We start from the raw sequence: 26,612 nt of genomic DNA, 5'->3' as shown, positions 1-26,612 counted from the left end.
GACTTATTTATTAAAAAATAGTAATAATAGTAAGAATACTACTATATAAATATTTAACAATATCATTACGTCGCATTTATTTGTATTGTAACGGTTTATTGTAGATTTAAAAAATTCAATTAATAATTAGTATTATGAAAAAAACTCAACTGCTATTTTTATTATTATTTCAGGCAGTTTGTTTTTCACAATCAGTTACAATTAATACAACCACGTACACCACGGATCAATTGATCAACCAAGTATTAATTAATTCCCCTTGTGTGTCTGCAACAAATATAAATTATAAGTCGGGCTCCTTTTACGGTGCTACAAATAGTATTGGCTACTTTGAAAATAGCAATCCAAATTTCCCTTTTACCAACGGTGTGGTTTTAACGACTGGCGATGTAACACAAACTCCGAGTCCCAATACTACTATTTTAAGCGATGGTACTATGGCATGGACTGGCGATAGTGATTTAGAAGCGAATTTACTATCACAATCAGGAATAACAATTAACTCGATTAATGCTAGTTATATTGAATTTGATTTTCAACCCAAAACACCAAATTTTGATTTCTCCTTTCTATTTGCTTCTGAAGAATATGGAACTTCACAATGTAGTTTTTCGGACGCCTTTGCTTTTCTATTAAAAGATGTTACTGCTGGTGGACCCAATGTGAATTTAGCCGTAATTCCTGGTACTAGTATTCCAGTTTCAGTTGCTACAATTCGAGATGCTACTTACAATTCTAATTGCCCATCAGCTAATCCTAGTTATTTTGGCACTTTTAACGGTAGTGGTTTTGGTCCTGCAATTAATTTCAACGGACAAACAATACCCATGGTTGCATCAGCAACAGGGCTAAACACCAATCATGTTTATCATATCAAACTAGTTATTGCTGATGGAGGGAATAATACAGGTTATGATTCGGCAATATTTTTAAAAGCCAATAGTTTTAATATTGGACAAAATGTTTTGGGGCTTGATTATACGGCAGCAAACAATAGAGCAATTTGTCCTGGAAATACATTACCCACCTTATCCGCATCAGGTTTAAGTCCCGGAACTACAATTGTATGGAAAAAAGAAGGAGTTGACTTTTCTCCTCCACAAACGGGTACGACTTTAGACCTGAATACTATTCTCCCATTAATAAGTTCTGGAATTCATAATTATAGCGTCTCCTATACGGAACCTGGATGTACTGAAGTCACTGATGAAATAAGTGTCGAAATTTACCCTGCAATTGGAGTAATAAATACAGTTCCTAATATTTACAATTGCAATACTGGAGCGTCTTCTTATGACTTTGATTTAACAAAAAATACTACAATTATATTAGCCGGTAATGATCAAGCCACTAATGCAGCAGGAATTGTAGATGATTTACCTGCAGGAACTGTTATTTCATATCACCTAACTAATGCCGATGCCATTTCAAATAATTCTCCAATTTCAAGCCCTTATACCATTTTAAATTCTGAAAACGGAAAAACAATTTATGTTCGAATTCAAAATCCATCTACTTTATGTTACGAAATACGATCTTTTCAATTAATGATTGTGGCAAGTCCAATCATTTCATCTACACCCAGTGATATAGCACTATGCGCAAGAAATAATACGGATGCTACGCCGAAAGCAAGCTTTAACTTATCAGCAGCAAAAGCAGCAATAATGGGTGCTCAAAACCCTTTATATACCATCCTAACATTTCACTCTTCTTTAGCAGGAGCTACCAATAATTCTAATACTATAATTCCAAATTCAAGCAACATATTATTGTATTCTAGTACTACATTGTGGGTCCGATTACAAAATATTTCTAGTAACAATTGCTTTGTTGTAACAAGCTTTCAACTTACTGTTACTCCCCTACCTCAAGTAGACGTTTTAAAAGATGTATTTGTATGTACTTCCTATACTTTACCTACGTTAACAGAAACAGGAGCACAATATTGGACAGGATTAAATGGGACAGGAACGCAGCTTTTTGCAGGAGACAAAATTTCTACCACAACTACTTTATATGTATTCAATCAATCTGGAATCTGTACAAATCAAGATTCTTTTAAAGTTACTATAGCAAACTTGGGAACAATAACACCCGCTTCATCAACCTATTGTACCGCATACAAACTTCCCAATTTAGCTTACGGAAAATACTATACTCAAAGTGGAGGTACTACAACTCCAGGGAACACTGAGTTAGCATCGGGAACAATAATAAATGCAGCAGGCTTAAATACCATTTATGTTTGGTTTCAAGATACTACCGTGTCACCCGCCTGCAATCAAGAAAAACCTTTCTCAATAACAATAATTCCGTTTACTGCTTTACCAGATTATGAAAATCAATTTGGCTGTAGTTCCTACATCATGCCTGCTGATGTTAATGGTGGTATTTATTATTCAGGACCTAATAAAGGACTGCCTATTATTCCAGCTGGAACAATTATAATTGCAACTACTCCTATTTATGTTTACAAAGAAACAGGAACGGCACCAACTAACTGTACTTCCGAAAAAACATTTACTGTATATATCGGTATTTCAGATATTAATCCTCCATCTGATGTAAATTCTTGTTCGGCTTATATTTTGCCTCCATTAATTGTTGGTGAATATAGAACTGCGGCTGGAGGCGGAGGATCAGTTGTTCCGGCCGGTACTTCAATAAATACAACAACTACACTTTGGTATTATGTAACTGGAGAAAGCTGCACTGACAATTTACAGTTCACGGTAAATGTAAGCATAGCACCGCTGCCAATATTTAGTGACACTACCCCACAATGTGATGTGTATTATTTACCTCCAGTGGCACATTCGGGAAATTATTTTACTAAACCTCTAGGTACTGGAAATATGCGCCCCGTTGGATTTCCGGTAACCAAAACACAAACTATGTATTTTTATGATAAAGCTGCATCTGGCTCGTGCTATGTTGAAGAAAAATTCTTAATTACTGTGAACCCATCTCCCTTAATAGATGCTAGACCAATTGAGGTTATAAAATGTGGGCAAAACTATGTCCTTGATGATTTAGCTAATGGAGAATATTATGAATTCCCTGGAGGTCCTTCTCCTACAAATCCAATATTACCTCCTGGATATATACTTAGCTCATCCAAAACTATATATGTTTATGCAGCTGCTACTGCACCTAACACTTGTACTGCTGAATATAGTATTTCAGCATTAATCACCTTAGTAAATAAAATTTCAGATCAATATGCCTGTAATAATTATATTTTACCAGCAATTGTAGGTCTTGGCGATTATTATACCGATGCAAATGGTCCACAAGGAGCTGGAACAAAACTAAGTCCTCCCTATTCACCTATTACTACAACTACAAAACTATATGTCTATGCAGAAGACAATACTCGAGTTGCCTGTTCTGATCAAGATGATTTTACAATAACCATTTACAACAGCCCCATAATTGCACCTATTGCAGCGGTAACAAGATGTGAATCGTATACATTACCCAACTTTATTGCTCCCATTAGTAAATACTTCACACAATCTGGTGGCCCTGCTAATACTACTAATACAGAAAAATACCCTGGTGATGTAATAACAACTTCATCTACAATATATGCCTATGCTGAAGTAGGAAATTCGTCAACTGTAATTTGCTCTGATGAAAAACCAATGGAGATCACAATCACTGATAAACCAAACCCAATACTTAGCGTTCCAGCAATTTGCCATGACTTTGCCACAGGAACGTTAACCAATGCTTATATCACTAGTGGATATACTGCCCCTCGATATTCATTTGAATGGAAAGAAGAAAATGGCATTTTAGTAGGTACCGCCTCTGATTTTTCAACAAGTCAGCCTGGAAACTACACACTAACTGTAACTGATTTGTCCATATTTGGTTGCACCTCAGATATAATTCCATTTGCTGTTATCGAATCAGCTCCACCAAGTTCCATCACGTTTACTACTGATGGCTGGTTTACAGATAACCAGACCATTACAGTAAATGCAGTGACAAGTATAGGAAATGGAGCTAATTTTCTTTATTCTTTAGATGGAAATACTCCACAAAGTAGCAATACTTTTACAAATGTTAGTTCTGGAATTCATGAAATTAGTGTCAGCGATGCAAATGGTTGTGGATCTACTAATCCGATTAGTCTAAAAATGATAAATGCTCCTAAGTTTTTCACACCAAATGGAGATGGATATAATGACACTTGGAATGTAACCGAAATGCCAAATCAAGAAAATATCAAACTATATATTTTCGATAGGTACGGCAAACTACTCAAAGAACTTTCTCCTAATGGAACGGGTTGGGACGGAAACTATAATGGGTATTCCCTTCCTGCAGATGATTACTGGTTTACTATATTCTACACAGAAAACAATACCACAAAAGAATACAAATCCCATTTTTCTTTAAAAAGGTAAATACACTTCATAGTATAAAAATGACTTTCTAATTTTGAAAGTCATTTTTTTTTAAACAAAATATTGATTTTTTGTAACAAAGTGAATGCTTCATAGTCTACTATGTAAATCATCAATTTTTAATAAATATATTTTTGCATAAAATAGTACTATGTAATACATATTATATAAAAAATAATTACCTTTGCATCATCAATCAAAATAATCAATCATGAAAACAGTACAATTAATTTTAGTCTGCCTATTCGGAACTATCGTTTCGATGCAAGCACAAAACTCAGTCAAACCCAATCTTCTCGAAAACACAGGAAGTGTAACCGGAAAAGTTATTGACAAGAAAACCAATGAACCATTACCCTATGTAAATGTTATTGTTAAAGAAGCTGACAAATTCGTAACTGGAGGAATCACTTCAGACAAAGGTATTTTCATTATCAAAAATCTAGATTTAAAAAAATACACTGTCGAATTTCAGTTTATTGGATATAAAACGGTTGTAAAATCAATTGAATTATCTTCCGAAAATAAAAACATAAATCTAAATACAATTGCAATAGAAGAAGATGCAATAGAATTAAAAGGAGTTGATATTGTTAGTGAGAAATCTACTATTGAACAAAAAATAGATCGAAAAATCATTAATGTTGGGAAAGATTTAATCTCTGCTGGAGCAACAGCGGGGGAAATAATGAATAATATTCCATCGGTTAGTGTTGACCCACAAACCAATGCGATTAGTTTAAGAGGAAACTCTAATGTTCGTGTTTTAATTGATGGAAAACCATCTAATATAGAGGCTTCACAATTATTGCAACAAATCCCTTCCTCATCGATTAAGCAAATTGAATTAATCACTAATCCATCTGCAAAATACAATCCAGAAGGAATGAGCGGAATTATTAATATTGTTTTAAATAAAAACAGTAAAATTGGTTTTAATGGTAGCATTAATAATGGAGTTACTTTTGGAAAAACGCCCAAACTAAATTCATCAATCGATTTAAATTATAGAAGTGGAAAATTTAATTTTTATGGAAATTATGGTTTAAACACAGGAAAACGATCCAATCATGGATTTATAAAAAGCAAAGAAGTTAATAAAGAAAACGATCAGCTTTTTACATTCATAAACAATAACACTTCTCATTTAGCAAAAGTGGGTTTTGATTTCAATATTAATGATAAAAACACGTTGTCATTCTACACCAATCAAAGTTTCTTTAAAGGAAGTGGTAACGCAAGCACAGATGTAGATTATACAAACAATGCGACAAATGTAGATGTAATTCAACTTTTCGATAATAAAAATAAGGAACGTTCTCAAACTTACAATTTCGATTATAAAGTAAAATTTAAAAAGGAAGGACACAGTTTAGAATTAGAGATGAATTACAATAAAAATAATGAGCCAGAAAATGCCGTTTATTCTAATTACAACAGAGACACGCGAGCGTTGACTAGTTCTTACACAAATGATGTAGAAACTATTGGCAAAAATACTATTATCAATCTTGATTATGTAAACCCTCTTACGGAGACTATAAAATTAGAATTGGGTTTAGAGCATAGAAACGAAACAACCGATAATAGTTTGCTTAGAGACAGTAATCCAAATTCAAATTTTAGTTACGACAGAAAAATATCTTCGGCCTATGCCACTTTAGGTAAACAATGGAAAAAATGGAGTTTTCAAGCTGGAGCGCGTGTAGAAAAATACAATGTTGATGCCCTATTTAAAGAAGTATCTAAAGCAGATGGTGCCTTTAAAGATGACTTATTAAACGTTTATCCTTCTACATTCTTGACTTATACGCCAAGTGATAACAACTCATTTAACCTTAGTTTTTCAAGAAGAGTGGATCGTCCAAGCATCGGACAAGTCAACCCTATTAGAGAATGGAGTACTGCAACATTAGATTCTCAAGGAAATCCAAATCTTATTCCGCAGTTTACGAACTCGTATGAAATAAATTATACTAGAAAAACTAAAATAGGATCTATTACTTCAGGTGTTTTCTATAGAAGAATTGAAGATGAAATCACAAGAGTTATCTATACTAATCCGGATAACCCAAACAAGCAAATCTTATCTTATGATAATTTCAACAACAACAATGCGTATGGAGTTGAAGTTTCGGGTAATTTAGATTTTAAAAAATGGTGGAGCGCTAATGTAAGTGTTGATGCGTATCAGAAAAAAGTAAAAGGAACTATTGAGAGTACTCCTGGTGTTTATGAATTTGTTGAAGTCAATGCAAGTACATTTAATGCGCGCATCAACAATACTTTTAAAGCTACTAAAGACCTGCGTTTCCAATTATTTGGAATGTACAGAGGACGCGATTTGAGCTTACAGTTTAATAGAGAAGCCATGTGGAAAATGGATGTTGGAAGTAGTTACAATATCTTAAAAGGAAGTGGAACAATCAGTGCACGATTCAGCGATGTTTTTAACTCCATGCATTTTGCTTTTGCAGGTGACCGCCCTTATAAATCTAACGGGCAATTCAACTGGGAAAGCCAATCGGTTTATTTAGGATTCAATTATAGATTTGGAAGCGGTAAAAACAAAGCCATTCAAAGAAAACAAAGGGACAACAATGAAACCCAAGGTGGTGGTGGCCTTTTATAAGATTAGTTTTAATAGTTAGGTTCCAAAAGAAAAACCCAGAGTTTGCCAACTCTGGGTTTTTTGATTTAAAAACAATAGCAACTATAAATTTCTTACCATTTTATAATAGCACTAGCCCAAGTAAATCCACTACCAAAAGCAGCCAAAACTACCGTGTCACCAGATTTAATTTTCCCTAATTCCCAAGCTTCTGTGAGCGCAATTGGAATAGAAGCAGCGGTTGTATTACCATATTTTTGAATATTATTAAAAACTTGATCATCATTCAATCCAAATTTCTTTTGGATAAACTGAGAAATTCTCAAATTAGCTTGATGTGGTATTAGCATATCAATATCTGATACTTGAAGGTTATTCGCTTCCAGCCCTTCATTGATTACTTCACTAAAACGAACTACTGCATTTTTAAATACAAATTGTCCATTCATATAAGGGAAATAACTTTCATCGTCTGGATCATTATCTGCTAAGATGTCTGTAACCCAACGCCCACCCATTCCGGGTGCTTTTACAATAAGTTCTTCAGCATGTTGCCCTTCTGAATGTAGATGGGTAGAAAGAATCCCTTTGGTTAAATCTTCTTCTCTGCTTAAAACTGCGGCTCCTGCTCCATCCCCAAAAATAACCGAAACACCACGTCCACGCGATGTCATATCTAAACCTGTAGAATGCACCTCAGATCCTATAACCAAAACATTCTTATACATTCCTGTTTTGATGTATTGATCCGCAACTGATAAAGCATACAAAAATCCTGAACATTGATTTCTTACATCAAGTGCTCCCACAGTTCGTAAACCTAAATCACGCTGAACTAAAACTCCTGGACCAGGAAAATAATAATCTGGACTTAAAGTGGCAAAAACCACAAAATCGATATCCTCTTTAGCAACTCCTGCTCGTTCAATAGCAATTTCAGCTGCTTTCACACCCATTGAAGTTGTCGTATCTTCCCCTCTTATAATGTGTCTTCTTTCTTGAATTCCAGTTCTTTCTTGAATCCATTCGTCGTTTGTGTCTATGATTTTTGCCAAATCATCATTAGTGACAACATTGGAAGGAACATAATATCCTAATCCTGCTATTTTTGAATGGTACATATTATTGTTTTATTAAAATAAGGTTGCAAATTTATAAATACGTTAAAATATTGGCTCACAAATTACTGATTTTTTATCAAATAGCAACTTATATTTTTCTGGAGCTATTTCCTGCTATCCGCTATATTCCCGATACTAAAAACTACGGCAAAAAAAGCCTTGTTTTTCTAAATCGGGAGATGCCGCTGCTATCAGGGCTAAAACGAATCGCGTGACAAATAAAAATTATGAAATCATCAACGTCACTTCTTGATTGAGTTCTAACGGACTGTCATGCTCAAAAAAGATTACTTTTCTATCAAATACTGCTTTTATTAAATAATGGCCTCCTTTAAAATACGATTGTTTTACCACTACATGCATTAAGCCATTATCTACTACTTTCAATTGATGTGGATAAAGTAACACGATCTCATCTTCCCCATCGACAGGAACTAATTGAGATAATTTCAGCTCATTTACTTCGCCAAATAAGGATGCTACATATTTGTTGATAGGATTCATATACAAATCAAAAGAAGCTGCCTTATCAACAATTCTTCCGTTTTGCAAAACAATCGTTTCATCCGCAAATGAAAGCGCATCGGTACTATCGTGAGTTGCTACAAGACAAGTAACTCCTTGCCCTTTTAAATACGCAAACAAATTGCGACGCAATGCATTTTTTCTAAAATTATCAATATGACTAAAAGGCTCATCTAATAATAATATTTCAGGTTCCAAGGCCAGAACTCTAGCCAGCGCCACGCGTTGCTGTTGTCCTCCACTTAAATATTTTGCTTTCACATGGGCGAATTCTGTCATTTCAACAATCTCCAGTAATTCATGGATTCGCTCTTGTTTTTTATCTTGAAAAACATTCGATAAATATTTACCCACATTCTCCGCAACAGTGATATAAGGCATCAAATCAAAATCTTGTGACAAATACTTCATGAATGGCATTCCTGGAACCAAGTTGTATTTTGGACCTAACACTTCTTCCTCATTCCATAAAATGTGTCCTTCATCTAAATCATACAATCCATAAATTAATTTTAAAAGCGTGCTTTTACCACAACCACTTTCGCCGATTATAGCAATATTTTGTCCTTTTGTAATTGTAAAACTAGCATTGGTTAGCACTTGTTTTTCGGTATATCCGAATGTGATGTTTTGAACTTGAAGCATTTTTATGATAATGAAATTTAAGAGTACAAAGATAGATTTCTTTGTCAAAATTATTTTATGGAAACGATAATATAAATAAAAAAAAGTCGTCTCGTAATAATTACGAAACGACCTTTTTTAGAATTAAAAAATATTTTCTTTTAGTTCCCAGCTTCAATCTTAGCGTCTTGTTGCATTTTATCATTTGCAGTAATAGCAAACTCAACACGACGGTTTTGACTTCTACCTTCTGGAGTATCATTTGTAGCAATTGGATCAGCAATTCCTAAACCAGTAACATTAAATCGAGAGGAAGCAACACCTTTACTAACTAAATAGTTTCTAACTGAAGCTGCTCTTTCACCAGATAATTTTAAATTATAGTCTGCTGGACCAGTGTTATCAGTATATCCAAAAATAGTGATATCAGTATCAGGATACTCTGTAAATACAGGAATTAATTTATCTAAATTAGCTTTTGCAGTAGCTGTTAAAGTTGATTTATTAGTATCAAAACGAACTGCATTTTCATTTAAAACCAATTGGATTCCTTCACCCACACGTTTCACTTCAGCACCTGGAAGCACCTCATCAATTTGTCTTGCTTGTTTATCCATTTTATTACCAATGACTCCACCGGCAACTCCACCTACAACACCACCAAGAACAGCACCCATTGCTCCTTTACCACCTTTACCAAGATTGTTACCAAGAATTGCACCTATAACGGCACCACTTGCTGCACCAATACCAGCACCTCTTTGTGTATTATTTGTGTTTTTAATAGCCTCGCAACTTGTAAAAAGTGTTCCTATTGACATTACTAATGCCAATGTTAGTATAGAAAAGTTTTTCATAATGATCTGTTTTATTTTTTTAATTAATTTTTAGTTTGCTCTTTGAAATTGGTACACTACATCAATAGCTTTTCCACCAACAACATTTCCTTTATCAACCAATTGGAACGAATTATCTCCTAGGTTTTCAACAAACAGTTTGTAACCTGCTCTTACTCTTTTTGCTTTTTCACCAGCATCCAAAACTTTCAATATGAATTCTTGATCTGTGTTAACAAACCAAGTGATTGGAGAACTAAAACCAGTACAATCAGCACTTGTTAAAGCCATATTTCCTTTATTATTATTCGAAACAAATTTCCATGTACTTCCTACAAAACATTTAGAATCGGCAATATCAAAAGAATTCACTTTGATATATTGTGATCCTGGATACGTTACTGAGGTCAATACCCATTCGCCTTTAATGGCTACCTGAGTAGTTTTATCCAATTTTTTACCTGTTACTGAACTCGTCTTACATGAGAATAGCACTAATGCTAAAGCTGTTAAAAAAAATATTTTTTTCATTGTTATTTCGTTTTATAATTAAACTGATACAAAGATAATTGCTTAACCCTTGATTTGTGTTTCAAAATTAAATTATTTTGTTTCAAAATTAACAGTTACGACAATTTGTCACTTTAAAAGCAATTGGTATTCTATTTGAAAGAATATCCACAGATTGTAAAACCCTATAAAAAAATTATATATGACAACTGGAAAAATTAATGTTTCGGTAGAAAACATCTTCCCTTTAATCAAGAAGTTCCTATACAGTGATCACGAGATTTTTTTACGTGAATTGATATCCAATGGGACAGATGCAACGTTAAAATTAAAACACCTTACGAATATTGGCGAAGCCAAAGTAGAATATGGCAACCCAATTATCGAAGTAAAAGTAGATAAGGAAGGTAAAAAACTGCATATCATTGACCAAGGTATTGGTATGACTGCAGAGGAAGTAGAGAAATACATCAACCAACTCGCTTTTTCTGGAGCCGAAGAATTTCTAGAAAAATACAAAGACACCGCTAAGGATTCAGGAATTATTGGTCATTTTGGTCTTGGTTTCTACTCTGCTTTTATGGTGGCTTCTAAGGTGGAATTGATTACTAAATCATACAAGGATGAACCAGCAGCACACTGGACCTGCGACGGAAGTCCTGAATTCACTTTGGAACCAGCTGACAAAACAGAAAGAGGTACTGAGATTATCTTACATATTGCCGAAGATTCATTGGATTTCTTAGAAGAGTCTAAAATCAAAGAACTTCTTAACAAGTACAATAAGTTCATGCCTATTCCAATTAAATTTGGAACAAAAACAGAAACACTTCCTAAACCAGAAGATGCTCCTGAAGATTATAAAGCTGAAACGGTAGAAGTAGATAATTTTATCAATAACCCTAATCCAGCTTGGACAAAACAACCTACTGAATTAGCAGATGAAGACTATAAAACGTTCTACCATGAATTGTATCCTATGCAATTTGAAGAACCTTTATTCCACATTCATTTAAATGTAGATTACCCGTTTAACTTAACAGGTATTTTGTATTTCCCTAAATTAGGTGGTGACTTACAAATCCAAAAAGATAAAATTCAGTTGTACCAAAACCAAGTGTACGTTACAGATAACGTAGAAGGAATTGTACCTGAATTCTTGATGATGCTTCGCGGAGTAGTCGATTCGCCAGATATTCCTTTGAACGTTTCTCGTTCCGGATTACAGGCTGATGGTGCTGTGAAAAAAATCTCAAACTACATTACTCGTAAAGTAGCGGATAAATTGAAATCATTATTCACAGAAAACCGTGAAGATTTTGAAGCCAAATGGAATGATATCAAAATCGTTCTAGAATACGGAATGTTATCTGAAGATAAATTCTACGAAAAAGCAGGTGCATTCGTTTTATACCCTACAGTAGACAACAAGTTCTATACACTGGAGGAATTAAAAGAAAACCTAAAAGACAAACAAACGGACAAAGACGGGAAACTGGTTGTTCTTTATGCAGGAAATAAAGAAGCGCAACACTCGTATATCGAAATTGCACAAGAAAAAGGATACGAAGTATTACTTTTAGATTCTCCAATTATTTCTCACTTGATCCAAAAAATTGAAGGAGACAATAGAGAAATCACTTTTGTACGTGTGGATTCAGATCATATTGATAATTTAATCAAGAAGGAGGAAAACACCATTTCTAAATTATCCGATGAGGAAAAAGAAGGTTTAAAAACTGTTTTAGAAGCGATTGTTCCAAAACAAACGTACACGGTTCAACTAGAATCTATGGACAGCCAAGCAGCTCCTTTCATCATCACGCAACCCGAATTCATGCGTAGAATGAAAGAAATGAGCCAGTCAGGTGGTGGTGGAATGTTTGGGATGGGGAATATGCCAGAGATGTACAATCTAGTGGTAAATACTAATTCGCCATTAGCAACTGCCATTCTAAATACCGAAGACAAATCAAGCCAAGAGCACTTAGTAAAACAAGCGCTGGACTTAGCTAAATTGTCTCAAAACTTACTAAAAGGAGAAGCATTAACCGCTTTTGTAAAACGTAGTTTCGAGATGATCAAATAATTCCCAACTAACCATTCCAAATAAGGGGAAATCAAGACCTGCTAGTGAAAACTGGCAGGTTTTTTTTTGGAGCAAAACGACTGATTTCCATAACAAGCCCTCGTTCTGCTGTTCATTACAATCCGCACCAAAAAAGGCGCGGGATTTTCATTGCCATCAGGGCTATGGAGACCGTTTAGTTTTTCATAATAATGAATGGTAAGTAAAATACCACGCCTTTATGAAAATGGGAAGGCTTTAACCCTTAAAAAGATCTCACAATCATTTACAAGAAATAAAGTAATATATTTGAAAGAGTAAAATACGAAACAAACCTTCGCCAATCTACCCGAATTTGGGTGTATATACGAAGGTTTGTTTCGCCTATATATTAGTTAGCCGTCATTGTGCGTGAAAAAAAAAAAAACGAAAATCGAAAACTACAAAATATAAAAGATGAGCTTATTTAGTAAATTATTTGGAAAAAATAAAAGCGAAAATCAAACTTCTAAAATTAAAGACTTTAAAGTTTCTGAAGAATTAATGGAAGAAGATAAGTTTTGGGGAATTATTTTGAATTCAAAACTAAAAGCAAATAATGATTATCAAAAACAACAATTAGAATTAGAAAAAGAACTACGAAAATTGATGCCTGATGAAATTATTTTATTCGGAAATAGATTTAGATATTTTAGGGGAAAAGCATATTCTTGGGAACTTTGGGGAGCAATTTATTTAATTCACGGAGGTTGTGGAGATGATAGTTTTAATGATTTTAGAGAATGGGTAATCGGGCAAGGAAAAGAATTTTATTTCAAAACTATTGAGAATCCTGAAACATTAGTAGAAGTTAAGACTGAAAAAATTGAAGATATTGATTGGGAAGGTTTAGGATATGTTCCAGCAAGTGTTTTTAAAGATATTACAGGAGAAGATATGCCATATCCATTTAAAGAAAATTTTGAAACAACTGGAGAAGAATGGGAAGAAGAAAGTGATGATTTAAAAAATATGTTTCCGAAACTTTATGAAAAATATCCTGACAACATTTAACGGAATAACAACGAACGTCAGTTCGTCTAATAACCTGCAAACAACGTTGTTTTGTATTAATTATAAAGTAAATATAGACGATTTAGATTACAATTAGCTTCTTTTTGTAAAAAAGGAATTGGATTGGTAATACTATAAAAGAACCGTAAAAAGCTTTAAAAAGTGGCTTTATTACAACAAAAAATAAAGCCACAGTTTTTAGGTACTGTTTTAATTCATTTTGGTCAATTAAGTTGAATATTCTCTTGAGGTTGTAGGCTGTGAAGATGAGTCCTACATCAGCGGAGGCATGTTTAATGGTTTTCTTGGTCATAATATAATAGAAATCCCATTGGCGTTTGATTACTCCGTAAGGATGTTCCACAATGGCTTGTCGTCTGCGGTAGATTTGGTAATTATTCTCGATTCTCACTTTGTTTTCATAAATCAAATCGGCATATTGGGAGCGTTCTATGAGTCTCCCTTTTTTGTTTTTGGTGCATTTAGTAAAAAGGTTACAACTCAGGCAAGCATTGGTTTTGTAATGCTTCATTTTAGTGATTGATTTTCCGTTTGTCTTATTGTACCAATTTCCGTTTGAGCTCAGAATTTCATTTGCTGGACAAATATAAGTGTCGGTTTCTTTGTTGTATTTAAAGTGTTCTACATCAAAAGCCAGATCAGGCGCATGTGCCGACACTCCTGGAATGGCCACCAAGACATCAACTCCAAGTCTGTTTGCATAATCAAATTCGCTTCCAGTGTGATAGCCTTTGTCGTAAATAGCAGTAAAATCGTTGTGTCCTAAAATAGTCTTGCTACGGCGTAACATGCCTCCCATAGCTTTAGAATCGTTTTCATTGGTCACCTTAAAATCAATCGGAATGTTGTGCAACGCATCTACTGTGGTTTGTACGGTATATGCGACTTCAGAGATGTTGTTACGAGTCATAATCTGACGACTATCAGGATCCGAAGTCGAGATTTGAGTTACGCCAGTGGTATCAATAGTCTTTTGATATTCGATATATTTTTGTTTTTGAACAGTATGTTTTTTAACCTTCTTTGCAATGGTTTCTTTCTCTCCTTCATCGCCATCTTCTTTGGCTAGAGCCGCATTGTACTCTTCCAATCGGGCATCGATGTAAGCGATATGACGTTCTATTTTACCTGGATTGAAGTTGTTTTTCTTGGAGTTTTGGGCCCTGAGTTTGGTGCTGTCTCCCGCCACAAGACTTCCGCCAATGAGTTCAAAATGGGCTGCCAGTTTAACCGTTGCGCGAAAAACGCGAGCAATGGCTTTTGGATTGTCTTTTCTGAAATTGGCAATAGTATTATGATCTGGAGCTAATCCTTTCATGAGCCACATCAGTTCAATGTTACGACCGGATTCTTTCTCTAGAGTTCTGGAGGAACGCATGCGATTGAGGTAACCGTAGATAAAGAGTTTTAATAAATCTGAAGGATGATAGGCGGGTCTTCCGTTTTCGACAAATTGGAAATCAAATCCAAAATCGGCTAACTTAAGACTATCGACAAAAAGATCGATTAGCCTGACTTGATTGTCTTGTGCAATGGCATCATCGATGGATGAGGCAAAAAGCGGGAGTTGGTTTCTATTGGTCCCAGTGATGAATTTACTCATAAGCTATCTTTTTTAGCGGTATAAAAACATACTTAAAGATAGATAAAACCAATGAGTTATCAAAATATTTTGAAGGATTTTTAATACAAATATTAAAATAAGGGAGTAGGGGTTTTTTAGACAGTTTGACGGCTAACAGCTGTTCCTATGTAAAGGATCATTAAGTTATCAACAACTTTTAAGAGGGTTATATGTTGGTTATTTTTCGAGTATAAAATTCCGCTCCAATGACTTGTTGGAAAAGTTGGAAACCATATTATTCCACTATAAAAGTCATAGCGAGGAACGAAGCTATCATACTAAAACACATCCACAAACAAAATAAATAAGCATATTGAAACGGAAATACTGGATGAGATTGCTTCATTCTTCGCAATGACTGTCGATAAACAAGACCGAATGATTTAATACCAAAAAAAATTACAAACAATACCATTCCACTATAAAAGTCATAGCGAGGAACGAAGCTATCATACTAAAACACATCCACAAACAAAATAAATAAGCATATTGAAACGGAAATACTGGATGAGATTGCTTCATTCTTCGCAATGACTGTCGATAAACAAGACCGAATGATGTAATACCAAAAAAATTACAAACAGTACTATTCCACTATAAAAGTCATAGCGAGGAACGAAGCTATCATACTAAAACACATCCACAAACAAAATAAATAAGCATATTGAAACGGAAATACTGGATGAGATTGCTTCATTCTTCGCAATGACCGTCGATAAACAATACCTAATGATGTAATACCAAAAAAATTTACAAACAATACCATTCCACTATAAAAGTCATAGCGAGGAACGAAGCTATCATACTAAAACACATCCACAAACAAAATAAATAAGCATATTGAAACGGAAATACTGGATGAGATTGCTTCATTCTTCGCAATGACCGTCGATAAACAACACCTAATGATGTAATACCAAAAAATTTACAAACAATACCATTCCACAATAAAAGTCATAGCGAGGAACGAAGCTATCATACTAAAACACATCCACAAACAAAATAAATAAGCATATTGAAACGGAAATACTGGATGAGATTGCTTCATTCTTCGCAATGACTGTCGATAAACAACACCGAATGATTTAATACCAAAAAATTTACAAACAGTACTATTCCACTAGCTCTCGTTTGTCCACATTCTCTAGCGCTTGTCTTAGAAAAGTACCTACTTAAATTAGAACACAACTCGTAGCGTTTGCAATTACTAAAAAAAACACCTTTTCGAGTCATTGTAATTTTAGTAGAATTCTATTTTTTATTCGTATTTTCGTTTAGCCAATACAGTCGTTTTCAAAAGCTAAAACGGTTATAGCAACGCAAACGTACTTCTAAAAAAAGAAATATGACAGCACTTTATAAAACAGCCAACTACCTTGAGCCAATGTTGTTACTCGAGTACGAAATAAACGCAAACTGCAATACAGTTTACAATGCGTGGACCGATATAAATCTACTTCAAAAGTGGTTTTATCCAACGGGATTTTCAGTCGCTCTAGCAGAAATGGTCTCCAATGTGGGCGGCTATTTCAGAATACACATGAAGTCCCCAGAAGGAGAAATTTATCCAACAAAAGGACAATACCTTTTACTGGACAAACCAAATCGAATTGTATATAAAGATTCTTGGGATGATGACAGAAAGCAGAACGAACCCACTGTTGTTGAACTAATTTTTGAACCACAAGGAGAAAAAACGGTACTGAAACTATATTCAAGTTTTGCGACTGAGCAACAAAAAGATACTGTTCTCCATTCGGGAATTGTGGATGGTTGGAAAATGTTTTTTGACAATCTCAATAATCTATTAAAAGAATAAACAAGCAACTTAAAAATTTGAATTATGGCACTGATCAATCCGCACATTAACTTTAATGGAAATGCCGAAGAAGCATTCCATTTTTACAAATCCGTATTTGGTGGAGAGTTTGCACAAATAACCCGTTTCAAAGAAATGTCAAGCCCTGAATTTCCAGTTTCAGAAAAAGAAGCAAATAAAATAATGCATATCTCCTTACCTATTGGCAAGAATTTTTTATTTGCCAATGACGTTCCAGAAAGTATGGGACGCGTAAATGAAAATGAAAACAGGTCCAAGATATCTATTAGCGCAGAAAGCAAAGAAGAAGCCGATAAATTATTTAACGGACTTTCATCAGGTGGACAAATCGAAATGCCTATTGAAGACAGCCCTTGGGGTTCCTACTTTGGTATGTTTAGAGATAAATATGGCATTGAATGGATGATAGATTTTGATCAAAAATAGAACAAAAACAACCAATAGAAAACCCAACAATCATTTTCTATACAATCCTCTAAGCAAAGCCACTTGACCTTGCATAACAAAAGGAGCAAAAAACACTATTCCTCTATAAAAGTCATAGCGAGGAACAAAGCTATCACACTAAAAAACACCGTCAAACAAAATAAAAGAAAGTTTATTGAAAGGGAAATAGATGTTGTATTACTTGTAATTTTAAAAACCTAAAAGTATCACTTTTTAGTCTTTTGTATTAAAAATTAAAAACTTAACTAAAGAATTACGTACTTTGAAGCAACTATAAAAAACAATAATGACCTTACACATAGAAACTCCCGCTTTATTATTCTCAGCCACTTCATTGATCCTTTTGGCCTATACTAATCGTTTCTTGACTATAGCCACCATTGTTCGAGGTTTAAAAAAGACCTACGAGGAAAAAGAGAATAAAACCATATTACTAGAAATCAAAAACCTCAATTTGCGATTATCGTTAATTAAGTACATGCAGCTTTTTGGTGTATGTTGTTTATTTCTTTCTGTTTTTGCTATGCTACTTTTGTTTTTAGATAATCAATTGATCAGTCTCTATCTTTTTGGGCTGAGTTTATTAAGCTTACTTATATCATTAGGATTATCTTTTTGGGAAATTAGCATTTCAGTGAATGCCTTGCGTTTGCATTTAAGCGACTTAAAGGAAGTAGGGAAAAAAGAATAAAAGTAAAGTCTTCTCAACTAAAAAACTATCTTTGCCCGCTTTTTAAATTAAAAAAATGATTGAAAATAAAGTATTAAAAGGAGTTTTATTAGTAGGATTCGGTGCGACGAGTTACGGCATGCTAGCCACATTTGTAAAAATGGCATACATGGAAGGATACACTACTGCCGAGGTAACGAGCTCGCAATTCATATTGGGAATTATTGGAATCCTACTCATCAATATGTTCCAAAAAAATAAAAACAAAGAAAAAGTACGTAAAGCTTCTAAAAAAAACATTTTTCATTTAATGCTGGCAGGCACTTCATTAGGTATGACTAGTGTTTTTTATTATTTGGCCGTAAAATACATTCCCGTTTCCATAGGTATTGTTTTATTGATGCAAACAGTGTGGATGGGTGTTTTACTAGAAATGATTTTGGAAAAAAAAATCCCTTCAACTCAAAAAATCATATCGGTAGTTATTGTATTAACAGGAACGGTTTTAGCTACTAATTTAATCAATAACGAGGTACAATTAGATTGGCATGGAATTATGTGGGGTGTTTTGGCAGCAGCCTCATTCACTACAACCATGTTTACAGCAAATCGAGTAGCTACAAGCATTTCATCAGCACAGCGCAGTTTATATATGCTTCTTGGTGGTGCTATAATTGTGTTTTCGTTTTCAATTGCAACACAAACCACTCCATTTAACTTCGAAATATTTCTAAAATGGGGAATCGTTTTATCTCTTTTTGGGACAATAATCCCTCCACTTTTAATGAATGCTGGGTTTCCACTTACAGGAATTGGATTAGGAAGTATTGTATCGGCTCTCGAACTTCCTGTTTCAGTACTTATGGCTTTTTTCCTTTTAAATGAAAAAGTAATCCTGATGCAATGGATAGGAATCTGTTTAATTATTGTAGCCATTGTCATAATGAACCTAAAATTTAAACCTATAAAAAACAATTCTTCTTTTTAACATTTCAGATTATTAATATATCGTAAATAAATTCTTAAATTCGCAAAACAAATACCCTAATTCTGATTTATCATGAATTCAAACTGGCACTTATTCTTTATGGCATTCATCTATACTATTGCTGGTATGAATCATTTTAGAAGTCCAAAACTGTACAAAAAAATAATCCCCCCCTATTTACCCAATCCAAGTCTTTTAAATTATTTAAGCGGGATTGCTGAGATAATTCTTGGTATATCCTTACTCATTCCTGCCTTAACACATTATGCAGCCTGGGGCGTAATTGCATTATTAATTGCCGTTTTACCAACTCATTTTTTCATGTATCAAAATCACAAAGCACAAATGGGGCTTCCTAAATGGGTATTATTACTACGCATTCCATTTCAATTCGTTTTGATATATTGGGCCTATTTATACACTTAAAAAACTATATTTATAGTACATAGATACCTTCAAAATTGAAGAATCTCAAAAACATTAAATGATTTTCATATTCGTTAACTATTCGACCTATGGAAATTGAAGTACGCAATAAATTGAAAAATTCAATAAAAATTCCTTGCCAAAAGCAAAAACTAGAATAGAATATTTAAATACATTAAAAAAAAAATACTCTTTTGACGTAAAGTAATTATTTTTTTTATTAATATTGGTATCTAATTTAGAATCAATTATTTTAATCATTAAAACCAATTTGAATTAATTTTCACGTGATGAAAAAGAGTAACCGAAAAGAACTGACCTGGGAGCAAACAGAAAAACTTGTTACATTGGCCTTAGAAGAAAAAAATCCTTTTGAGATTATCAAAAAAGAATTTGGTCTGGTCGAAAAAGAAGTTCTGGAAATAATGAAGAAGAAGATGCCTGCAGAAAAATTTGAGATGTGGAAAAAGAAAGCTACCGCAAATAAACCAAAACCAAAACCGCTGAAAATTGATGATTTTGATGAAGATTTGGATGGCAAATATTACATAAAAAATAAATTGGACTAACCAATTAAAAAAACACTCTTAATTAGAGTGTTTTTTTTTATTCAAAAATAAAAACCATATAAAAAATATTAAAAAAGCTTGTAACAAGATGAGTACAAATAAGTCTAATAGTCAAAATCAAATTTAAAATGAAAAAGATACTTTTTGCCTTTACCCTAGCTTCCGTATTAGTAGGATGTAAAACAGCAAGCTCCGTAACCTCATCTTCAATTAAAGAAAACATTGAAGTAGCAATTAATTTAAATGACATCAAGGATGATAAGGTAATGGTGACAGTAAATACACCTGCAATCACCACTGATGAAATTACTTTCCATATCCCTAAAACAGTTCCAGGTACTTATTCTGAGGACAATTATGGCCGCTTTATTACTGATTTAAAAGCATATGACAAAAAAGGAAACGCATTAGATGTAAAAAAACTAGATGTTAATTCTTGGTCAATTGCAAAAGCGAAGACTTTGAGCAAAATCACCTATTGGGTTAATGATTCCTTTGACACTGAAAAAGGAACTGAATTTGGTAAAGATGATGTTTTCTCACCAGCAGGTTCAAACATTGATTCGGGAAAAAACATCCTGTTAAACACCCATTGTTTTGTAGGGTATTTTACAAATTATATGTCTAATCCATACAAAGTTACCATTTCACATCCAGGTGAAATATGGGGAGCTACTTCAATGACTGACATTGATGATAGTAACACTAATGATGTATTTATCACATCCCGTTACGCAGAGTTAGTAGAAAACCCAATCATGTATTCAAAACCCGATCATACTTCTTTTACAGTTGACGGAATGGAAATTAATATTGCTGTCTATTCTCCCACTGGAAAAGTAACTGCCGAAAGTATTACTCCAGAAATGAAAACAATGATGACGGCGCAAAAACACTTTTTAGGAAAAATAAACACCACTAAAAAATACAGTGTTTTGTTGTACTTATCGACGATGACCGATACAGATGCTAAAGGATTTGGAGCATTAGAACATCCTACTGCAACTACTGTTGTCCTACCTGAAGTGATGCCAAAAGAAGAGTTAGTAAAATCGATGATGGATGTGGTATCTCACGAATTCTTTCATATCGTTACTCCTTTAAGTATTCATTCAAAAGAAATTCAATTTTTTGATTATAATGATCCAAAAATGTCAGAGCATTTATGGATGTATGAAGGAGTTACAGAATATTTTGCCAATTTATTTCAAATAAATCAAGGCTTAATTACTGAAGAAGACTTTTACAGTCGCCTTTCTGACCAAATAGAGCGCGCCAATGCTATGAATGATACGATGTCATTTACAACAATGAGTGCTAATGTATTAAAAGAGCCTTACAAAGATCAATACATAAATGTGTACCAAAAAGGATCTTTAATAGGGATGTGTTTGGACATTATAATTAGAGAAAAAAGCAACGGACAAAGAGGAATTCTTGATTTAATGCAAAAATTGTCCAAAGAGTATGGCGTTTCTAAACCATTTAATGACAATGAGCTTTTTGCCAAAATCACGGAACTGACCTACCCAGAAGTGGGTGAATTTTTAAAAACTTATGTTGCAGGAACAACCCCAATTCCTTACGCCACTTATTTTGCAAAAGTGGGACTAACACTAACATCTGAAAAAACACCAGGAAACATATTTCTAAAAGGACAAACACCTTACATTACTGTGAGTCCTCAAACCAAAGAAATTGTCGTTATTCCCGAAATTGAATTAAATGCTTTTTATACTTCTCTAGACCTTAAAGGAGGCGATGTTTTAGTAGCCATTAACAACCAGTCTTACACACTTGACAACATCTATGAAATGATAGCTGAAAGTGAAAAATGGAAAGAGAATGATCCTATTACAGTGAAAATAAAAAGAAATGGTTCAGAACAAACAATTAAAGGCATTGTTAAACTTCCTTATGAAGAAAAAGAGGTTGTGAAGGCGACTGATTCAACAAAAAGTATCCTAAAAGAAGCTTGGTTGAAAGGCTAATTAAATAAAACTTTGACAAATCCCAATTTAGAAATAGATTGGGATTTTTTTTTATAAAATTACAAGAAGTTAATTCTTCCACTTTCCAACAATTTTCTTTATTTTGCACCAAAATAGATAACCAATGAAAAAAACAATTCTTGCATTCTTTTCACTAGTTCTTTTAGTGTCATGCAATAAAAACGAATCCAAAGAAAACGTACACATCACAGGAAACATTAAAGGCCTTAAAAGTGGAACTTTATACATTCAGAGAGTCGTTGACTCTTCCCTTGTTGCTATAGACACCATAACAATTAATGGTAGCTCTACATTTACAAGTGATATCGATTTAAAATCACCAGAAATGCTTTATTTATTTCTAGACAGAGGAGTAACGAATTCATTGGACAATAATATATTATTTTTTGCTGAACCAGGGAATATAAATATTGAAACTACTCTTGACTCTTATATTTCTGACGCCAAAATTACTGGATCTAAAAATCAAGAATTATTGGATGAATACAAAAAGATCAATTCTAGATTTAAAGATGAAAACCTTACTTTGATTGAACAAAAATTCAATGCAATAAAAAGTAAAAATGCAATTGCAATCGATAGCCTAAGTGCGAAACAAGATTCAAACATCAAAAGAAAGTACTTGTACGCTACTAATTTTGCCATAAACAACAAAGACCATGAAGTAGCTCCTTATATTGCCTTATCAGAGATCTATGACATCAATATTAAATATCTAGATACAATCCAGAAATCTATGACTCCTAAAGTGGCACAATCGCTTTATGGAAAGAAACTAACGGAATATGTTACTTCAATTAAAGCTCAGAAATAAAGGAATTGAATTTTCAGTTGAATACAAAAAAAAACGCCTCGCTAAAACGAGGCGTTTTTTGTTTATTGCATTTTCAACTAAGACACCATAATTTTATTTGATAAAAATAATAATATGAGTTTCATTTTAAAATAAAAAAACCACCTAACAAAAGTTAGATGGTTTTACGATGAGCCGGCGGAGGGACTCGAACCCACGACCTGCTGATTACAAATCAGCTGCTCTAGCCAACTGAGCTACGCTGGCGTCTCATTTCTCGGGTGCAAATATAATGATGAATTCCAAATCTCCAAACAAAATAACAATAAAATATAAATTATTTTATAGCGACCAAAATAGACGGTTTTAATTAGAAATCATAAAAAAACCACCTAACAAAGTTAGATGGTTTTACAATGAGCCGGCGGAGGGACTCGAACCCACGACCTGCTGATTACAAATCAGCTGCTCTAGCCAACTGAGCTACGCTGGCGTCTCATTACGGGTGCAAATATACAGATGAATTCGATTTCTCCAAAATAAATCTGCACTTTTTTATCGTTTTTTTCGACTACAATTCGTTGATTTTAGCAATCAATTGATTTGCAGTTTGTTCCAATTCAACATTGATTTGTTTGAAGTGTGCTTTTTTATTTTCCACTTTTTTAGCGTTCACTTTAGTGATTAAAACGTCAAAAGCAGCGATAGCTTCATCAATTAAATCATTAGTTTCTGTTGTTGGTTTTCCAGTAGTTGAAATCTCAAACAAATAAACTGCTTCAATTATATCTCCTAAAACGTAGTTGATGTCTTTTTTTAAATTTTTAACGTTTGCCATTTTTCTTTAATTTTAATTTGCGTCTGCAAAAGTACACATAATCTTTCTATAACTTACTATGAAATGTAAATTTCTAAAATAGAAGCTTTTCCGGTGATAACATAATAATCCATTGCAGCTGGAATCAAAACAGTATCTCCTTTTTTATACGTGTAAATATTCATATCATATTCTAACTCAAATTCTCCATCTACACACATATATACTGTAAAACTATTTCCTGTTTTAGAAACATTTACAGTATCTTCTAACGGAATAAAATTAGTTGTAAAATAAGGACAATTAACTATCGTGTTTGATACATTCTCATCCTTTTTGTAGGATCTATATGCTTCCACTTTATCATAGTTAATAGCTTCTAAAGCCAAATCAATATGCAATTCTCTAGTATTCCCTTGAGCATCTACTCGGTCAAAATCGTAAATACGATACGTAATATCTGAGGTTTGCTGAATCTCCGCAACTACTAATCCTGCTCCAATAGCGTGAACCGTTCCTGTCTCAAGAAAAAATACATCTCCCTCTTTTACTTCAACATCATCAAGAATGGACAACAATGTTTTATTTTTAAGATGTTCTAAATACTCATTTGCATTTGACTTTTCTTTAAAACCAACAATTATTCTTGAATCTGGATCCGCTTGCATGATGTACCACATCTCCGTTTTTCCAAAAGAATTGTGACGTTTTTTTGCTAACTCATCATTAGGGTGCACCTGAATAGACAAATCTTCACGTGCATCTAAATATTTAAAAAGTAATGGAAATTGTTTTCCAAAACGTTTATGAACTTCAGTTCCTAGTATTTCATTTGGTAACTCTTCAATTACTTCTGTTAAAGATTTTCCCTTAAATTCTCCATTAGCAATTACACTAACATCACCTTCCACTGTGGATAATTCCCAACTCTCCCCCGTGATTTTTGACTCAATAGGCTTATTAAGTATCGTTTTTAATTTTTCACCTCCCCATATTCTATCTTTCAATATAGGGTCAAATTGCAAAGGGTATACCATTTTATTCATTTTTCTTCCGTTTTTAAACGACAAAATTCACTCTTTAAGTAAATTATATCTAATACTATTTTGTTCTTTTATGATACTAATTTTTTTATAGACTCTAATGCTTTTACGATATGATTTTGCCCTTTTATACTGTTAAAAATCAGCTGAACAACCCCTTTTTTATCAACTACATAAGTAACTCTTCCAGGGAGCAACCCAAATAAAGCAGAAGGAACACCAAAAAGAGTTCTGATTTTTTTATCACTGTCGGATAATAAAATAAAAGGCAACTGATGTTCTTTTGCAAAATCTTTATGCGAAGCAACACTATCACTGCTGACACCAATTACCTCAGCACCTAGATCAGTAAATTCCTCATATTGATCTCTAAAACTGCAAGCCTGCGCAGTACAAATAGAAGTATTGTCTTTAGGATAAAAATAAATAACAATTGGTTTTTTACCTATAATGCTTTCGATGTTAAAATCATTACCATTAGCGTCTTTCCCCTTAAAATTTGGGATTTTATCCCCCACACGCAATGCCATTATTCTCCTTTATAGGTTACAAAATTTCGAGCCGTTTCATAAAGCACTACTTCTAAATCAAACTCTTGTTTAATTCTTTTTCGGATTTTATTCCAAATAACAACCACAATATTTTCAGCAGTGGGATTTAAATTTTCAAATTCAGGAACATCTAAATTCAGGTTTTTATGATCAAATTGACTTTCGACTTCTTCATGAATAATGTCAGCCAAAATTTTCACATCCATTACAAAACCGGTCTCTTGATCAATTGCACCAGTAACACTTACAGTCAAATCATAATTATGTCCATGAAAGTTGGGATTATTACATTTTCCGAAAACCGCATCATTTTTTTCAAATGTCCAATCCTTCCGATACAACCTATGAGCTGCATTAAAATGCGCTTTTCTACTTATAGTAACTTTCATATTATTATCGTGTATTTTTTTTTTAAATTCAAAGGCTCAAAACTTACCTTCTATACTTTATGATCTTCTAGAAAATGATAAAACTCGTCAAAAATAATTTTAAACCAAACGGTATAGATCTCTGGATGCAACTGCATATCCTCTTGAACAGCATCGATACTCATCCATTTCCAAGATTCAACTTCTTCGGTATTTATTTCTGGACTTTCATTATAATAGCCGATCATCACATGATCCAATTCATGTTCCGTCAATCCGTTATCAAAAGGAGCTTTATAGATAAAGTGAAATAATTCTTTAAGCTCTGTTTTAAAACCCATTTCTTCAAATAACCTGCGACTTCCAGCTTGGACATTAGTCTCCCCTTCCCTTTGATGACTACAACAAGTATTAGTCCATAACAAAGGAGAATGGTATTTATGGTGTGCCCGCTGTTGCAGCATTAATTCATTTTTACTGTTTAAAACAAAAACAGAAAAGGCACGATGCAACAAAGCCTTTTCATGCGCCTCTAATTTTGGCATCAATCCAATTTGTACATCGTCAGTATTAACTAATATTACGTTTTCTTCTATCATATTTATTTTTAGCATCACAAAAATACAAAAAAGATACAGAAAAAAACAGGCTTTAACGTTCTCTTTCATTTTGTT

At 33.5% G+C, this 26,612-nt stretch carries 22 protein-coding genes and 2 tRNA genes; 12 read left to right on the top strand and 12 right to left on the bottom strand.

All coding sequences use genetic code 11. From position 1 onward, the window contains the following. Window positions 1-134: 134 nt before the first annotated feature. Together AB3G33_RS07445 and AB3G33_RS07440 are read left to right on the top strand one after the other, a co-directional pair. Window positions 135-4,421: a choice-of-anchor L domain-containing protein gene (locus AB3G33_RS07445; protein ID WP_367773801.1), complete on the top strand. Its 4,287-nt coding sequence runs from the start codon at window positions 135-137 to the stop codon at window positions 4,419-4,421. A gap of 211 nt (window positions 4,422-4,632) precedes the next feature. Continuing rightward, on the top strand, window positions 4,633-7,053 hold the full coding sequence (locus tag AB3G33_RS07440; RefSeq protein WP_367773798.1) for a TonB-dependent receptor: 2,421 nt from the start codon (window positions 4,633-4,635) through the stop codon (window positions 7,051-7,053). Window positions 7,054-7,145: 92 nt separating this feature from the next. On the opposite strand, the gene AB3G33_RS07435 is transcribed toward AB3G33_RS07440, so the two are convergent. The 4 genes from AB3G33_RS07435 to AB3G33_RS07420 form a co-directional block, all read right to left on the bottom strand. Continuing rightward, a complete protein-coding gene (locus AB3G33_RS07435) occupies window positions 7,146-8,153 on the bottom strand; it encodes a 3-oxoacyl-ACP synthase III family protein (RefSeq protein ID WP_367773796.1) in 1,008 nt (335 codons plus the stop codon). Window positions 8,154-8,378: 225 nt separating this feature from the next. Further along, window positions 8,379-9,323: an ABC transporter ATP-binding protein gene (locus AB3G33_RS07430; RefSeq protein WP_367773794.1), complete on the bottom strand. Its 945-nt coding sequence runs from the start codon at window positions 9,321-9,323 to the stop codon at window positions 8,379-8,381. A gap of 140 nt (window positions 9,324-9,463) precedes the next feature. Continuing rightward, a complete protein-coding gene (locus AB3G33_RS07425; RefSeq protein ID WP_367757482.1) occupies window positions 9,464-10,159 on the bottom strand; it encodes an OmpA family protein in 696 nt (231 codons plus the stop codon). Window positions 10,160-10,189: 30 nt separating this feature from the next. Beyond that, on the bottom strand, window positions 10,190-10,669 hold the full coding sequence (locus AB3G33_RS07420) for a lipocalin family protein (protein WP_367757480.1): 480 nt from the start codon (window positions 10,667-10,669) through the stop codon (window positions 10,190-10,192). A gap of 181 nt (window positions 10,670-10,850) precedes the next feature. Here AB3G33_RS07420 and htpG point away from each other — a divergent pair, with 181 nt between their 5' ends. Together htpG and AB3G33_RS07410 are read left to right on the top strand one after the other, a co-directional pair. Continuing rightward, entirely contained in the window at window positions 10,851-12,737 is a 1,887-nt protein-coding gene (htpG, locus tag AB3G33_RS07415) for a molecular chaperone HtpG (RefSeq protein WP_367773793.1), read from the top strand. A gap of 435 nt (window positions 12,738-13,172) precedes the next feature. Continuing rightward, window positions 13,173-13,769, top strand: a complete 597-nt coding sequence (locus AB3G33_RS07410; protein WP_367773791.1) for a DUF4240 domain-containing protein — start codon at window positions 13,173-13,175, stop codon at window positions 13,767-13,769. An 82-nt stretch (window positions 13,770-13,851) separates the two neighbouring features. On the opposite strand, the gene AB3G33_RS07405 is transcribed toward AB3G33_RS07410, so the two are convergent. Next, entirely contained in the window at window positions 13,852-15,393 is a 1,542-nt protein-coding gene (locus tag AB3G33_RS07405) for an IS1182 family transposase (protein WP_367768776.1), read from the bottom strand. A 1,366-nt stretch (window positions 15,394-16,759) separates the two neighbouring features. Between AB3G33_RS07405 and AB3G33_RS07400 the strand changes: the two genes are divergently transcribed. The 8 genes from AB3G33_RS07400 (at window position 16,760) to AB3G33_RS07365 (ending at window position 23,180) form a co-directional block, all read left to right on the top strand. After that, window positions 16,760-17,233, top strand: a complete 474-nt coding sequence (locus AB3G33_RS07400; protein ID WP_367773789.1) for an SRPBCC domain-containing protein — start codon at window positions 16,760-16,762, stop codon at window positions 17,231-17,233. A 24-nt stretch (window positions 17,234-17,257) separates the two neighbouring features. After that, a complete protein-coding gene (locus AB3G33_RS07395) occupies window positions 17,258-17,680 on the top strand; it encodes a VOC family protein (RefSeq protein WP_367773787.1) in 423 nt (140 codons plus the stop codon). A gap of 307 nt (window positions 17,681-17,987) precedes the next feature. Continuing rightward, window positions 17,988-18,392, top strand: coding sequence for a DUF2721 domain-containing protein (locus AB3G33_RS07390; RefSeq protein WP_367773785.1), 405 nt, complete (start codon window positions 17,988-17,990; stop codon window positions 18,390-18,392). A gap of 55 nt (window positions 18,393-18,447) precedes the next feature. Further along, window positions 18,448-19,359 carry a DMT family transporter gene (locus AB3G33_RS07385; RefSeq protein ID WP_367773783.1) on the top strand — a complete coding sequence of 304 codons (912 nt, stop codon included), beginning with the start codon at window positions 18,448-18,450 and terminating at the stop codon, window positions 19,357-19,359. Between the two features lie 72 nt (window positions 19,360-19,431). Beyond that, a complete protein-coding gene (locus AB3G33_RS07380; protein WP_367773781.1) occupies window positions 19,432-19,785 on the top strand; it encodes a DoxX family membrane protein in 354 nt (117 codons plus the stop codon). A gap of 290 nt (window positions 19,786-20,075) precedes the next feature. Next, the gene (locus tag AB3G33_RS07375; protein WP_367757464.1) at window positions 20,076-20,354 is read left to right on the top strand and encodes a DUF2805 domain-containing protein; all 279 of its coding nucleotides are present in this window, start codon (window positions 20,076-20,078) and stop codon (window positions 20,352-20,354) included. 128 nt (window positions 20,355-20,482) lie between these two features. Then, entirely contained in the window at window positions 20,483-22,345 is a 1,863-nt protein-coding gene (locus tag AB3G33_RS07370; protein ID WP_367773778.1) for a peptidase M61, read from the top strand. A 124-nt stretch (window positions 22,346-22,469) separates the two neighbouring features. Continuing rightward, window positions 22,470-23,180, top strand: coding sequence for a DUF4369 domain-containing protein (locus AB3G33_RS07365; RefSeq protein ID WP_367757460.1), 711 nt, complete (start codon window positions 22,470-22,472; stop codon window positions 23,178-23,180). Window positions 23,181-23,352: 172 nt separating this feature from the next. Here the strand turns inward: AB3G33_RS07365 and AB3G33_RS07360 are convergent. The 7 genes from AB3G33_RS07360 to idi all read right to left on the bottom strand — a co-directional run bounded on the left by AB3G33_RS07360 (window position 23,353) and on the right by idi (window position 26,537). Beyond that, window positions 23,353-23,426 (bottom strand) — tRNA-Thr (locus AB3G33_RS07360). Window positions 23,427-23,578: 152 nt separating this feature from the next. Beyond that, window positions 23,579-23,652: transfer RNA gene (locus tag AB3G33_RS07355), tRNA-Thr, on the bottom strand. Window positions 23,653-23,730: 78 nt separating this feature from the next. Further along, the gene (locus tag AB3G33_RS07350; protein ID WP_187017304.1) at window positions 23,731-23,997 is read right to left on the bottom strand and encodes a hypothetical protein; all 267 of its coding nucleotides are present in this window, start codon (window positions 23,995-23,997) and stop codon (window positions 23,731-23,733) included. 56 nt (window positions 23,998-24,053) lie between these two features. After that, a complete protein-coding gene (locus tag AB3G33_RS07345) occupies window positions 24,054-25,022 on the bottom strand; it encodes a type I phosphomannose isomerase catalytic subunit (protein WP_367773776.1) in 969 nt (322 codons plus the stop codon). Window positions 25,023-25,090: 68 nt separating this feature from the next. Then, window positions 25,091-25,549, bottom strand: coding sequence for a peroxiredoxin (locus AB3G33_RS07340; RefSeq protein WP_367773773.1), 459 nt, complete (start codon window positions 25,547-25,549; stop codon window positions 25,091-25,093). Beyond that, entirely contained in the window at window positions 25,549-25,959 is a 411-nt protein-coding gene (locus AB3G33_RS07335; RefSeq protein WP_367757455.1) for a 6-pyruvoyl tetrahydropterin synthase family protein, read from the bottom strand. The genes AB3G33_RS07340 and AB3G33_RS07335 overlap by 1 nt, the downstream gene beginning before the upstream one ends. A gap of 50 nt (window positions 25,960-26,009) precedes the next feature. Beyond that, window positions 26,010-26,537 (bottom strand): isopentenyl-diphosphate Delta-isomerase, encoded by a 528-nt coding sequence (idi, locus tag AB3G33_RS07330; protein WP_367757453.1) that lies wholly within the window; start codon window positions 26,535-26,537, stop codon window positions 26,010-26,012. Window positions 26,538-26,612: the final 75 nt, after the last annotated feature.

It is taken from the genome of Flavobacterium sp. WC2421 (assembly GCF_040822115.1).
Lineage (GTDB): Bacteria > Bacteroidota > Bacteroidia > Flavobacteriales > Flavobacteriaceae > Flavobacterium.
Note: the sequence above shows the minus strand (reverse complement) of the source record. Positions and strands in the feature narration are given on the sequence as shown.